The 12,997-nt window shown below is 50.6% G+C and carries 16 protein-coding genes and 1 tRNA gene; 10 read left to right on the top strand and 7 right to left on the bottom strand.

Annotation, left to right across the window (positions count from 1 at the left end; translation table 11 throughout):
• Window positions 1-517 precede the first annotated feature (517 nt).
• From ACW73I_RS04400 to ACW73I_RS04420, 5 genes are all read right to left on the bottom strand, one after another.
• The gene (locus tag ACW73I_RS04400) at window positions 518-805 is read right to left on the bottom strand and encodes a BrnA antitoxin family protein (protein ID WP_458028024.1); all 288 of its coding nucleotides are present in this window, start codon (window positions 803-805) and stop codon (window positions 518-520) included.
• Entirely contained in the window at window positions 789-1,058 is a 270-nt protein-coding gene (locus ACW73I_RS04405) for a BrnT family toxin (protein WP_458028025.1), read from the bottom strand. The genes ACW73I_RS04400 and ACW73I_RS04405 overlap by 17 nt, the downstream gene beginning before the upstream one ends.
• Before the next feature lie 81 nt (window positions 1,059-1,139).
• Complete coding sequence (locus tag ACW73I_RS04410) at window positions 1,140-1,283, bottom strand: hypothetical protein (RefSeq protein ID WP_458028026.1); 144 nt, start codon at window positions 1,281-1,283, stop codon at window positions 1,140-1,142.
• A 449-nt stretch (window positions 1,284-1,732) separates the two neighbouring features.
• A complete protein-coding gene (locus ACW73I_RS04415; RefSeq protein ID WP_458028027.1) occupies window positions 1,733-1,942 on the bottom strand; it encodes a type II toxin-antitoxin system VapB family antitoxin in 210 nt (69 codons plus the stop codon).
• Window positions 1,943-2,344: 402 nt separating this feature from the next.
• Window positions 2,345-2,435: transfer RNA gene (locus ACW73I_RS04420), tRNA-Ser, on the bottom strand.
• A gap of 98 nt (window positions 2,436-2,533) precedes the next feature.
• On the opposite strand from ACW73I_RS04420, the gene ACW73I_RS04425 reads away from it, so the two are divergent.
• From ACW73I_RS04425 to fae, 5 genes are all read left to right on the top strand, one after another.
• A complete protein-coding gene (locus ACW73I_RS04425) occupies window positions 2,534-3,622 on the top strand; it encodes an ATP-grasp domain-containing protein (RefSeq protein WP_458028028.1) in 1,089 nt (362 codons plus the stop codon).
• Window positions 3,623-3,626: 4 nt separating this feature from the next.
• Window positions 3,627-4,610, top strand: coding sequence for a methenyltetrahydromethanopterin cyclohydrolase (mch, locus tag ACW73I_RS04430; RefSeq protein WP_458028029.1), 984 nt, complete (start codon window positions 3,627-3,629; stop codon window positions 4,608-4,610).
• 85 nt (window positions 4,611-4,695) lie between these two features.
• A complete protein-coding gene (locus ACW73I_RS04435; RefSeq protein ID WP_458028030.1) occupies window positions 4,696-5,592 on the top strand; it encodes an ATP-grasp domain-containing protein in 897 nt (298 codons plus the stop codon).
• Window positions 5,589-6,446, top strand: coding sequence for a triphosphoribosyl-dephospho-CoA synthase (locus ACW73I_RS04440; protein ID WP_458028031.1), 858 nt, complete (start codon window positions 5,589-5,591; stop codon window positions 6,444-6,446). The genes ACW73I_RS04435 and ACW73I_RS04440 overlap by 4 nt, the downstream gene beginning before the upstream one ends.
• A gap of 94 nt (window positions 6,447-6,540) precedes the next feature.
• Window positions 6,541-7,056 (top strand): formaldehyde-activating enzyme, encoded by a 516-nt coding sequence (fae, locus tag ACW73I_RS04445; protein WP_458028032.1) that lies wholly within the window; start codon window positions 6,541-6,543, stop codon window positions 7,054-7,056.
• Between the two features lie 15 nt (window positions 7,057-7,071).
• Here the strand turns inward: fae and ACW73I_RS04450 are convergent, their stop codons facing one another.
• Window positions 7,072-7,791 (bottom strand): HisA/HisF-related TIM barrel protein, encoded by a 720-nt coding sequence (locus ACW73I_RS04450; protein ID WP_458028033.1) that lies wholly within the window; start codon window positions 7,789-7,791, stop codon window positions 7,072-7,074.
• 14 nt (window positions 7,792-7,805) lie between these two features.
• Here ACW73I_RS04450 and ACW73I_RS04455 point away from each other — a divergent pair, with 14 nt between their 5' ends.
• The 5 genes from ACW73I_RS04455 (at window position 7,806) to ACW73I_RS04475 (ending at window position 12,489) form a co-directional block, all read left to right on the top strand.
• Window positions 7,806-8,789 carry an ATP-grasp domain-containing protein gene (locus tag ACW73I_RS04455; RefSeq protein WP_458028034.1) on the top strand — a complete coding sequence of 328 codons (984 nt, stop codon included), beginning with the start codon at window positions 7,806-7,808 and terminating at the stop codon, window positions 8,787-8,789.
• A gap of 6 nt (window positions 8,790-8,795) precedes the next feature.
• Window positions 8,796-9,842: a hydantoinase/oxoprolinase family protein gene (locus ACW73I_RS04460; RefSeq protein WP_458028035.1), complete on the top strand. Its 1,047-nt coding sequence runs from the start codon at window positions 8,796-8,798 to the stop codon at window positions 9,840-9,842.
• Window positions 9,843-9,916: 74 nt separating this feature from the next.
• A complete protein-coding gene (pabB, locus tag ACW73I_RS04465; RefSeq protein ID WP_458028036.1) occupies window positions 9,917-11,281 on the top strand; it encodes an aminodeoxychorismate synthase component I in 1,365 nt (454 codons plus the stop codon).
• A complete protein-coding gene (locus ACW73I_RS04470) occupies window positions 11,230-11,829 on the top strand; it encodes an amino acid kinase family protein (RefSeq protein ID WP_458028037.1) in 600 nt (199 codons plus the stop codon). The genes pabB and ACW73I_RS04470 overlap by 52 nt, the downstream gene beginning before the upstream one ends.
• Window positions 11,830-12,489, top strand: coding sequence for a DUF2959 domain-containing protein (locus tag ACW73I_RS04475; protein ID WP_458028038.1), 660 nt, complete (start codon window positions 11,830-11,832; stop codon window positions 12,487-12,489).
• Between the two features lies 1 nt (window position 12,490).
• Here ACW73I_RS04475 and ACW73I_RS04480 read toward each other — a convergent pair whose 3' ends face one another.
• On the bottom strand, window positions 12,491-12,925 hold the full coding sequence (locus ACW73I_RS04480) for a DUF6694 family lipoprotein (protein WP_458028039.1): 435 nt from the start codon (window positions 12,923-12,925) through the stop codon (window positions 12,491-12,493).
• Window positions 12,926-12,997: the final 72 nt, after the last annotated feature.

Raw genomic sequence — 12,997 nt, forward strand, 5'->3', positions numbered from 1 at the left:
CGGGAAGTGCATTCGCTCGCGCCAACGCCAACGTATGGATCTCCTGGGTTACCGCTTAATCTCAATATCGGGCTCGAAACGGCCTAAGATCCCGGGTGGAAACCACTGACTCGCCTTGGCGCCAGTGACTTTGTTGCTTGCGGGGTAGCGTAAACCCTCAGCCCTTTCCAACTATAGTTTTCGAGACTCAACACCTTCACGGTCGGCATTATCCGTTACCATTGTTCCTCGCCAGTTTTCGTACCTACGCATCAAGCAGCCTGTTACCATACTGCCTGCAAGGCTCGATACTCGGCCGGCTAGCAGTTACCGAGGCGGGAATTCCACCCGCTAGATTAAGCGGCATTGCCCAGCCGCAACACGCAAGGCTAATCGCACCTACGCGGGCTGGAATCCTTCTACCTCCAGCTCGACATCGTCCGCAGCGTGTTCGAAAGCCTGGATAAAATCGGCCTGAAATCCGGTTTGGTTAATTGCTGTTAATTCGGGTTCCGTCAGACGGCGAGCGCCCGAACGCTTAAGCCGCGTGGTCTTTCAGCCATTCTTTCAAGGCGTCGTCTAGCCGGGATTGCCAGCCGCGACCTGTGGCCTTGAAAGCATCGACGACTTCCGGCGATAAGCGGATGCTGATCGGTACTTTGCGGCTCTCGGCTACGGGCCGACCTCTGCTTGGCTTAAATTCGGTAAATTCGGCATCGTCCGGTTCATAGGTATCGGGATCGGCTTGGATGCCTGCGTTGACGGCCGCTTCTTCCCGGTCGTTATTCAATCGGAACAGGCGGCCCGATTTAGATTTCACTTGCATAACGTTTGATCTCTCTGTTGTTGGCTTTGCGTAAGCTGATGATGCGGCGGCTGTCGCCGCGGTCCGTATAAACCACGCAATAGACGCGATCTTCGATGGGGGCGTACCCAATCATTCTGGCTTCGCCGTATTGGCGGCGGGTATCGGGTTTAGCCCACAGCATGTCCCATTCGATCCTGTGCACATCGGCCAATGAAACGCCGTGCTTTGCTTGGTTGCTGATGTCTTTGTCGGGATCGAAGCTGATGTCCATGATCGATTATTGTATATACAATAAATGATTTTTCAACCCGTCAAAAAATAGCCGAGTAGAGTGAGCATGTAATGTCCACCGTCAAACCGGTTCGGCGTGCAATTTAACGCCCAGTGCCCGGCAGACTTTTGCGATGGTATCGAAGCGGGGGCTTGAGCCGGGACGCAGGGCCGTAGGTCCGATTAGTGAAACGTAATCGGACGAATGTTCAAAGTCGCGTAGCATGGGTAGAAATTTCGTGCCCACGCGGAATTAATGGCCGCATGGTGGGCAAAGCTGCTCACCATACGAATCTGAAATTTCATTTCACTGTCGGCGATGTTTGATAAGCCACACCAAAGCGCTCGGACAATCTCGCCAAGCGCTTGTCCAGCGTCCGCAGCTTGGCGCCGGGCGTGATCAAAACCGAGGCCAGCAACAGCAAGTCCTCAGAGTGGGTGCGCTCGATTAGAGCGTAACCCGACCGTCGAAAGCCAACGTGTTGGGTTACGGCTAACGCCTAACCCAACCTACGCGGCTGTTCAGGGTTCGGATTCTCGACGCGGGCGGCGTGCCGCAGGCTAATTCGGCAATGATCAGCGGGTGAATCAACGCCGAATCGGAAACAAGCAAGCGAACCAAGCCTTGGTTACGATTTTTGAAATGGTCAACCCAAACCGAGGTATCGACCAATATCATGCGGACAGGTCGGTTTGGCCGCGTTCTCGTGGAATATCGGCCATCTCCGGCATTGTTCCGCCCAAGGCAAGCAAGCGTTTGGCAGTCCGAATCCGCACGAAAGTTTTCATCGCTTCCCGGAAAATTTCGGTTTTATCCATGTCCGGATCGGCCATTTCCAGGGCTTTTTGATACGAAGCGTCGTCAATGGCTATAGCGGTTCTCATAGCGTTTGCTCGACATCAATTTTGATGATGTACTGTATCAAAAAATGAGTCCTTGGGATGTGCTGAACAACATGCACGGCAGGCCAAAGCCTCCGGCGTTACCCACTGAAAGCGGTGTCGAAGAAATCCAATTGCAATTTTGCGGATTTGATCGGCATGCTCAAGCATGATGGACCAGCTACCACGGAGGCGTTATGAAACCCCGCCGGCCTAGGTAAAATCTCGGCTTTGCTCAGACGGTGCGAGCTGTCGAAAGGTAACTTTCAGATAAAGATCGGCCATTGATCTCCACTGACAAGAAATCAGTGACGTTTATTGGAATCAGAAGTAAAGTAGGAAGTAGGGTAGAAAAAATTAAGGCCTTGATAAATTGTTATTTATCAAGGCCTTAACTGTAAATTATGGCGGAGAGCTAGGGATTCGAACCCCAGGACGGGTATAAGCCGTCAACGGTTTTCAAGACCGCCGCTTTCGACCGCTCAGCCAGCTCTCCAAGAAGCGGGCATTATGCCATAATATTTTTTAAAATCCAGTTTTTTTACTCGGACATTCTAATTATTTTTTCTTCTTCTCCTCATGGATGAAACAAGCATGCCTAGCAAATTATTGGTTGTCGCGCAGTCGGCGAGGATGTTGGTTCAGCTTGCTTTCGACGCGGGCTTCGAGGCCGTCGCTATCGATTGCTTCGGGGACGAAGACACACAGCAGTTGGCGCTGGAGGCGATTAAAGTGGCGTCGCTGGCGCTATGTAACGTACGGCCGGTTGCCGAGAGGCTGAGAGGAAGGCACGGTTTGGTTCATGTGGTGTACGGCAGCGGGTTGGAACGACATCTGGAAACACTCGCGTATTTGGAAAGGCATTGGATGCTGCTGGGTAATTCGGCCGATGTGTTTAAGCAGTTTCATGATGCCCCCGCCTTTTTCGCCCGGTTGACGTCATTGGCTATTGCCTACCCGGAAACGGTTTTTTCGCCGCCTGGAGAGCGTGGCGATTGGCTGGTTAAACCGGTACGCGGCGAGGGCGGTATGGAAATATCGCATTACGACCCACACAAACCCTTTGACGAAGGCGAATGGTATTGGCAACGCCGTATGCCGGGACGTTCGATGTCCGTGCTATTTTTGGCCGGTGAGGGCCGGGTTAAGCTGCTTGGCGCGAATCGGCAGTGGACGGCTAACGTTGACGATAGGCATCCCTTTGTTTTTGGCGGAATCATTAATCGCGCAAAGCTTTCGGTAAAAAATAAGCAAGTTATAACCGAATGGCTGACAAAGTTAGTCGAGTGCTATCCGTTAAGAGGACTAGGTAGTCTCGATTTTATGTTGATCGACGATCAATGTTTCTTACTGGAAATCAATCCGCGCGTGCCGGCTAGCGCTCAGTTGTACGGCGACTCGATTCTTTCCTTACACGTTCAGGCATGTTTTGGGGTGTTGGGCGAGTGTGCCATGTCTCAGCCTAAAGGCTATCAAATCCTATTCGCGCACAATCCTATCGTGATTCCGCCTCGCATAAGGTGGGCGGAATGGGTGGTGGACAGGCCGCCGCCCGGTTCATTAATTGGCAAGGGTAAGCCCATATGCAGTATCATTGCGGCCGGAAAAGATGCCGGTCAAGTCGAAGAACGTCTGCGGCATCAACGGAATTTTATCGAAAAACTTTTCAAAACAGGTCCTTAACATCATGCAATATCAGGCAAGCGTTAATAAGCTTACTCAACCTTTGGTCAATCATTTATTGGAAAATGCGGACAAGTTGAGATTGAGGGTCGACGAACTGGAAAACGGATGCACCATCATCGATGCCGGTATCGACGTACCGGGTTGTCTGGAAGCTGGCCGCATCATCACCGAGATTTGCATGGGCGGGATGGGTACGGCAACTCTGTCGCATAGTTGCTACACCAATAATTGGCCATTGACCATTAGCGTGCATTCGACTAATCCGGTGCTATCTTGTTTGGGCAGTCAGTATGCCGGTTGGAGTTTGTCGCACGAAAAATATTATGCCTTGGGTTCCGGACCGGCACGGGCGATGGCGACCAAACTGAAAGATGGCGTGGTCGAGCCGGTCGAGGAGTTGTATAAGGAACTGGAATATCGCGACAGCTTTGAAAAAACCGTATTGGTGATAGAAAACGACGCGGTGCCGCCGGTCGAGATCGTTGAAAAGGTGGCGGCGGCTTGCGGTGTGTCGCCCGCCGATTTGACCATCATCGTCACGCCGACCAGCAGTTTGGCCGGCGGCGTGCAAGTGGTTGGGCGGGTATTGGAAGTGGCGATGCATAAGGCGCATGCCTTGCATTTTCCCTTGGAGAACATTGTCGACGGCTCGGGTTCCGCGCCGATTTGTCCTCCGCACCCCAACTTCGTTAAAGCCATGGGCCGCACCAACGATGCAATTCTGTTCGCGGGACAGGTGCATTTATTCGTCAAAGGCAGTGACGAAGCGGCGGAAAAACTGGCTAAAGAGCTGCCGAGTTCTACGTCTAAGGATTACGGCAAACCTTTCGCCGAAGTATTCAAATTTTATGAATATGATTTCTTCAAAATCGACGCGATGTTGTTTAGCCCGGCGAGCGTGATCGTGACGGCGGTCGAGTCCGGCAAAAGCTTCCGTGCCGGTCAATTGGACAATGTCTTGCTGGATCAGTCTTTCGGCCTGTAATTTTTCGCTTTAATCAGCATAAAAAGGCCGGGCCGGTTTGGGTCCGGCTTTTTTTCGTTTTCAATCTTTGCCATATACGATTCCTTTGCGCCGAATTGCAATTATTACTGATGATCCCGGTTGGCACGGAAAACAACTGTGTCGGGCTTTCGCCGACTATGCTTGTTCCGCGGATTATGCGTCCTTGACCGAATGCCGAATCCGGATTTCCGACGGCTTGCCGGTTTTGATACCCGGTTTTGAACAGAATTTGCCGAATGCTGTATTTGTACGCGGCGTACCCGGCGGTTCTTTGGAAGAAGTCGTGTTTTATCTGGATGTGCTGCATACCTTGAAGATGCTTGGTGTGCCGGTCTATAACGACGCTCACGCCATAGAGCGTAGCGTCGACAAGGCCATGACCAGTGTTTTGCTACGAAACGCTGGCTTGCCGACTCCAATGACTTGGGTGTTGCGCGATAGAGACGAAGCCTTATCCATTGCCGAACGGGAATTGGAAGCGGGCCACTATTTGATCAGCAAGCCGCTGTTCGGCTCGCAAGGAGAGGGCATTCGTCGTATCGAAAAATCCACGGATCTACTTTGGTTGACCGGTAGTCACGGTATTTATTACTTACAGCGTTTTGTTGAATGCAACGGTGAAGGCTATTCGGATAAGCGAGTATTTGTGATCAATGGCAAGGCCATCGCAGCAATGCGTCGGCGCGGGATTTCCTGGTTGAACAATGTTGCGCGCGGAGCCACGTGCGAGCCGATAGAGTTAACTTCCGAAGTCGCCCATCTGGCGGTGCGGGCCGTCGAAGCATTGAACATGGATTATGCGGGAGTCGATCTTATCAGGGATCGGAACGGAAATCTGCATGTTATCGAAGTCAATAGTGTGCCGGCCTGGAAGGGCTTGCAAAGCGTTTGCGGTCTCGATATTGCAGCATGTCTGGCCCAGGATTTGATCGAACGCCATATGAACAAGGTGACGGCATGATAGCCAGATCATTAATAATCGATGCGTATCTGAAGGCTTGCGAAACGGAATTGCAGGCGTTTAAGCCGGGTAATGTCAGCGTGTATAGCGATGCGTACGACATGACGGTGGAAGATTTTCGTACCAGCGCGAAGGTGAGCGCTGAATCGATTAGCGATCCTGACTATACCTTGGGTGAAAAAATTTATTACGCCGTGAAAGCGACGCAGGAAGCGGTTGCCTGCAATACCAATTTAGGGATTATTTTATTGTGCGCTCCGTTAATTCAAGCGGTCCAGCTTAACTCAAGGGCTGGTCTGAGGCATTCGTTGGCCGATGTCTTGCAAAACACATCCGAAGAAGATGCGGACTGGGTGTTTAAAGCCATCGTATTGGCTGCGCCTGGAGGCTTGGGCGAGTCCGAAAGCCAAGACGTACGCGAGAAGCCGACTGTAACTTTGACCCAGGCCATGGCGCTTGCGGCTGATAAAGATCGAATCGCCTTGCAATATACAAACTGCTTTAAAGATGTTTTTGAATTTACAGTTTTAGAGTATAATCGTGCTTTCGTTTTGTCTGGCGATAACGGATGGGCGGCTTTGTCGGCTTTTGCTCACATGCTCGCTCGTTATCCGGATAGTCATGTCGAGCGGAAGTATGGAAAGCGGTATTCAGAGTGGATAGCGGCGGAAATGGCTTTGCTTTGCGAAGCGATAGAGGCTGCTGGCGAGCCGGAAAAGGTTTTACCGATGTTGTATCGCATCGATCGGGCTTTCAAGGCAAAAAAAATCAACCCGGGTACTAGTGCTGACATCACTGTCGCTACAGTGCTGGTGGTGCTTCTGGAACAACTTTTTAGTCAATGCGATGACTAAAAAGTTTTGGACGGATCAGGCCGGAAGCTACAATATAAGGACTTAACGTATCTTAACATTTGGTTCAATCTTATCTTTAGAGGATAAATTTAAAATGGCAAAAATTACAAACATGCGTGTTGGCGAATCATTGGTTGGTGACGGTAACGAAATTGCTCACATCGACCTAATTATGGGCCCACGTGGTTCAGCGGCTGAAACTGCATTTGCAAATGCTTTGACAAACAACAAAGACGGTTTCTCCACTCTGTTGGCTGTTGTTGCGCCAAACCTGATGGTTAAACCTGCTACCATTCTGTTCAACAAAGTAACTATCAAAGGTTCTAAACAAGCTGTTCAAATGTTTGGACCTGCTCAACGTGCCGTTGCCATGGCTGTTGCCGATTCTGTCGAAGACGGTACCATCCCGGCAGACGAAGCAGATGATTTGTTCATTTCTGTCGGCGTTTTCATCCATTGGTTGGCTGAAGACGATGCAAAAATCGAAACATTCAACTACCAAGCAACTAAAGAAGCGATCGCTCGCGCCGTTGCAGGCTCTCCAACCGCTAAAGAAGTGGTTGCCGGTAAAAAAGAAGCGAAACATCCATTCGCTGTTAACAACGAATAATCTGTCGCTGACTAGTCAAATGGTCAAAACACCCCGGCTTGCCGGGGTGTTTTTTGCCTCGAGATTTTGGATTTCTTGTTCGGAAATTGCGCCGGTATGCAGTGCCGTCGCCGAAAGCGCGGCGTTGATATTGATGCGTTTCAACTTTAGCAAATCGTCGTGATCGCGTATTCCACCCGCTGCAATAAACCGCTTGTGAGGATGCGATTGCTGTAGCTCGTTTAGTTTTCCAAAATCCGGACCGTCATTGCCGCCGACCCGGCTTAACGTCATAACGATGATGTCTTTCGGCCAAAACTGCGTATGATTAAACCAATCCGCTAATCCCGCCGGTTGCTCATTTTTGAAATCGAGTGACAAAATAAAGTCACGGTTGCTCGCGCAAGGCGGCGCTTGTTGCGACTCAGTACCAATCACCCACGTCATATTTGTCCGGTCCTTGTCTATGCAAGACAACTGATTGCCGTTATCTAGCCAAAACTCGATACTCGGATGGGCTCGGGCCAAGGATTGAATTAACGGATAATGATTACCCAACCCGTTAATGGCGTTTAAATCGGCAATATAGAAGCGTTTAAACGGGTGAAGAGCCAAAAAACCGGCCAACACCGCATTGATATCGCTGCTATCGGTTAATATGGAATGATGATGGACCGCTTGATAATTGGCTCTATCGCCGCGTACGGCATGCACGACCAAGCCGTCTTTCAAATCGATCACAGGAATAATTTGCATAGGGAAACAGGCAATTGAAGGTTTTGATTTTCGAATATATTACCGGCGGCGGTCTAGCCGGACAAGAATTGCCGAGCAAGCTGGCCGCCGAAGGCCGAATGATGTTACAAGCGTTGTTGGAAGAGCTAACGTCCTTGCACGAAGTGAAATTGGTGCTTCCGTTGGATGCGCGATGCAAAGATTTTTCCCTACCCCCCAACGTTCAAGTCCTGCCGGTTGCAAAAAACGACAATATACACAGCGTTTTACAGGAATTGACGGGCGAAGTGGATATGGTATGGCCGATTGCACCGGAAACCGGAGGGACACTCGCCGTTATAGCCCGGCAAGTTAAGGCGAACAACAAGATTTTATTAGCGTCAGAACCCGATACGATCGCGCTGTGCGGTAATAAATGGGATACCTATTGCAAACTGAAGGCCTTTGCCTTACCGGTCGTTGAAACGCTGCTTTTTTCGGAGTTTAAGGTTCGGCCGTTTGCCCGGAGCGTGATCAAACCGGTTGACGGGGTTGGATGCGAAGGGAGCTTAATTCAAGACGGCTTATCCGCTTTGAAATTGCCCGTAGGCGGCCCGGCTGCTTATCTGTTTCAACCTTTTGTCGATGGACAAGCAATCAGTCTGTCTTGCCTGTTTAAACAAGGCCAGGCTTGGTTGTTAAGCTGCAATCGACAAGATGTAACCGTCGAGAACCGGCAATTCCGCTTGCGAAACTGTCTGGTAAATATTTCCACTCGGTATCGCGCCTATTATCAGCGTTTAATTCAGCAAATTGCGCAAGCCATTCCGGGTTTATGGGGCTATGTCGGTATCGACTTGATCGAAAGCGTTGACCGAGGTCCGCTGATATTGGAAATCAACCCGCGCCTGACCACGTCCTATGTCGGTATCGGGCGAGCGACCGGAATAAATGTCGCCGAACAAGTTTTGTGTTTGTTGAAAGGCGAGCCGGAGTTAATATTTACCGATCAGCAAACAATTAGAGTCGTCATTCATTAATTTTTTATGCGAAAACACGTCATTGGTTGGGATATAGGGGGGGCGCATGTCAAGGCCGCGCTGCTTGATGATACGGGGCAGGTTTTGCTGGTCGCACAGCAGCCTTGTCCGCTTTGGAAGGGACTATTTCATCTACAGGAGGCGATAGGCGCGGTTTTAAAAGAAATGCCCATCAATCAGGCTCGCCATGCGGTAACGATGACCGGCGAATTGGTTGATTGTTTCGATAGCCGCGAGCAGGGCGTGGAAGCCATCATCCGCACCTTGAAATCGAAATTGAGTCCGGCGGAAATCGTCGTTTTCGCGGGCTTAAAAGGCTTTAAAAACGCCGATGATGTGACGCGGGCTGATACGATGGACATCGCCTCGGCTAATTGGATAGCCAGTGCTCAATTTGCCGCGAAAAGGCAGGTAAGCGCTTTATTTGTAGACATCGGTAGCACTACGACCGACATTCTCCTTATAGAAGACCATGAGTTGAAAGCTGAAGGCCATAACGATTATGAACGACTGATCTCCGGCGAGCTGCTTTACACTGGCATTGTCCGTACGGCAGTAATGGCTGTAACTCAACGTGCCACATTCAACGGAAAAGAAATGGGGCTGATGACTGAATATTTCGCGACGATGGCGGACGTTTACCGCTTGACCGGGGATTTATCCGAAGCTCACGATCAAAGCGAAACCGCCGACGGCGGCGAGAAAACCCCGCGTGCCAGTGCCCGGCGTTTGTCCCGGATGACCGGTTACGATTTTAATGAAAGCGATTGGCCGGTGTGGCAAGCATTTGCCCAAGAATTGAAATGCCAACAAAAACAGATGATTTATCTTGCTTGCTTGAAGCAAATACAACGAAGCGCGCAGCCCTATAGCTTATGCTTGGTCGGTGCCGGTACCGGACGATTTTTAGTCAAGGAGCTGGCCGGGGAGCTCCGACTTGATTATGTGGATTTTAGCCGTTTGTTTAAGCAATCGTCTCGAATCGGCGATCTGAACGCTGCGGATTGCGCCCCCGCCGTGTCGGTGGCGCATCTGGCCGGCGAGTTTGGTTAATATCGCAGCCTGTTATAGAATCGCCGGCTTGCTATGCATCTTTCGCAACCTAACGTTGCTGAAGCAAACCTTTGATGCCAAATCTGATAAAACAATCCATCCCGTATTTCGAAGATAGCGCGATCATATTTGCGGCTTGTATCGACAGACCATGGGCGGCTTTTCTGGATAGCGCCTTTCCGGTAAGCCAACAAGGCCGTTTCGATATCATGGTTTATGAACCGGTCTGTACACTGGAAACATGGGGTAAAACCACCGTTGTGACACGTGACGGCAAACGAACCGTTAGTGACGCCGATCCCTTCGAACTGATTAAACAGCATTTAGGACCGGCGTTACCGGTTGTGGACAATCTGCCGTTCAACGGCGGTGCTGTTGGCTATTTTGCCTACGATCTGGCGCGGCGCATAGAACGGTTGCCGGTCATTGCCGAATCTTCCGAACGGATTCCCGATATGGCGGTTGGGATTTATCATTGGGCGGTTGTGGTCGACCACCAAAAACGCCAAAGCTGGCTGGTCGGTCGCGATTTAACCGACCAACAGGTAAACGAGCTAATCGAGCAATTCAGCCATTTACCTTGCAAGCACGAGGTGAGCGATTTTAGAGTGCTGACTGCGCCCCAATCGAATATGAGCCGGCTGGATTACGGACGAGCCTTCGCAAAAATTAAACATTATTTGAAAGAAGGCGATTGTTATCAAGTCAATCTGACCCAGCGCTTTATCAGCGCTTGTAAAGGTAATCCCTGGTACGCTTACCAGGTGCTGCGAAAAATCAATGCCGCGCCTTTTAGCGCTTATTTGAATTTCCCCGACGTACAGGTGTTGAGTTCTTCGCCCGAGCGCTTTTTGAAGGTGACGGCCGGTGTCGTCGAAACCAAACCGATCAAAGGCACCCGGCCTCGGAAGGCCTTGGCTGTAGAGGATCAACAGCAAATTGCCGATTTGTCGAATAGCATGAAAGACCGCGCCGAAAACGTGATGATCGTGGATTTATTGCGTAACGACATTAGCAAGGAATGTATGGCCGGTTCGGTCAAGGTACCGAGATTGTTTGCCGTGGAAAGCTACGCTACCGTGCATCACCTGGTGAGTACCGTGGTCGGAAAATTAGCGGACGGGCGGCATGCACTGGATTTGTTGCGCAGCTGCTTTCCCGGCGGATCGATTACCGGCGCGCCCAAAGTTCGTTCCATGGAGATCATAGAGGAATTGGAGCCGCACCGGCGCGGTGTTTATTGCGGCGCGATCGGTTATATCGGCTTCGACGGCAACATGGATACGAATATCGCAATACGCACCTTGGTGCATAATCGGGATAGCATTCGTTTTTGGGTTGGCGGCGGCATCGTCAACGACTCGAATGTGGATGCCGAATATCAGGAATGTTTCGACAAGGCGGCGGCGTTGTTGCAATTGCTGGAGCAATTCAGATAGTGGTTTCGGTTATAAAATTAGGCGGGAGTTTATTGAAAGCCCAGGTCTTGTCGGCCTGCTTGGATGCCGCCGAACGCCGGGCCGGCAATGTGTTGATCGTACCCGGCGGCGGCGTGTTTGCCGATCAAGTAAGAGCTGCGCAAAGCGATTGGGGATTCGACGATAGGGCCGCGCATCGCATGGCTATACTTGCCATGCAGCAGATGGCGCTGGTGTTTAAAAGCCTCAAACCGGAATTCGCGCTGCTGCACAGCATTTCCGATTTGCCCATTTCTGCTAAAGCGGTGATCTGGTCGCCGAATCCGGATGAATTGGACGCCGCGGGAATCGTGGCCGGTTGGGATGTCACGTCCGACAGTTTGGCGGCTTGGCTGGCTGCTCGGGTTAATGCGCACGAATTGCTATTGGTCAAATCCTGCGCCGTGGCCGAACAGGCTTCTTTATCCGAATTACAGCGGCAAGGCGTTATCGATGCCGGCTTCTTAAGCTTTACCGAAAAAGCCGCGTTTAAAACAAGAGTCGTAAACAAAGACCTTTTTTGCCAATAAATGATCACTTTCATCAAATCGCTACTGAACAAGCCTTTGCGCAATGCGTACTATCAAAGCCGGGAATCGCTTTTGGGCCATCATAAGCGCGACATCGTCGTGGCCCAAGTCGATCAGGCTTGTCATAGTCTAAGAGACAGCCGCGACCAGTTCGTCGATGCGCTGGATAAATTTAAATACATCGCCAGACACGACGACAGCCCGCTGGAGTTACGATACCATCAACTCAAAAAACGCTATGAGCTGTGTCGCAATAAAGCGGATCAAGTGACGCAACGAATTAAAGCGATAGAGCAAGTCAGCGAGGCCCTGTTTGCCGAATGGGAATCCGAATTGACTTTGTACAGCAGCCGCTCCTTGCGGGCGCGTAGCCAGCAGCAGCTAAAAAAGTCCCGTCAGCAGTACGGGCGCCTGATAAAAGCCATGCAGATAGCCGAATCCCGCATGCAACCGGTTTTGGCGGCCTTTCAAGATCAGGTGTTATTTTTGAAGCACAACCTGAATGCGCACGCGATCGCGGCATTGAGACAGGAGTTTGTCGAGGTGGGCCTGGATATATCCAAGCTCATCGAGGTGATGGAAAGGACGATCAGCGAGGCCAGTCAATTTGTTTCTGTTTTGGTCGAACAAAAACAACTGCCGGCCCCGGTTCGCCGCTAACTTACATCGAATGCATTTTGTAGTCGACGCGATGAGGATTGCTCTTATCGCGCGGGTCGGGCATTTTCTTACGGTTTTGATCGATACGCTCCTGTGTGTATTGAGCGATCATTTGATCCCAGCTATCGTATTGAGCGTACTCCTTATAACCGATCGCTTTCCGTTTTTGGAATATTTCCTTGCCTTTCGCGATCAATTTTTCCGGCGTCATGCCGTCGATTTCATTTAAGAAGTCTTTATTGTTCTTGACCTCGTCCCGTAACGACCAATATGACACTTCAAACTCGATGCGTTGATCCAGCGGCAGTTTATCTTTAATGGCATTGACCGATCTGTTGACCGTTTTCAGGCTGCTGCCGTTGATTTGATGGCTTTTATTACAACCCATTAATAATGCGCAGAACAGAAAAACCAATACGGTTATCACTTTCTTCATAAAACGTCCCCCAATGGCTAAATAAACAAACCCGTCATTTATATTTATAATGCGAGATCCGGGTCTTAAAAC

It is taken from the genome of Methylomonas sp. MgM2 (assembly GCF_054172045.1).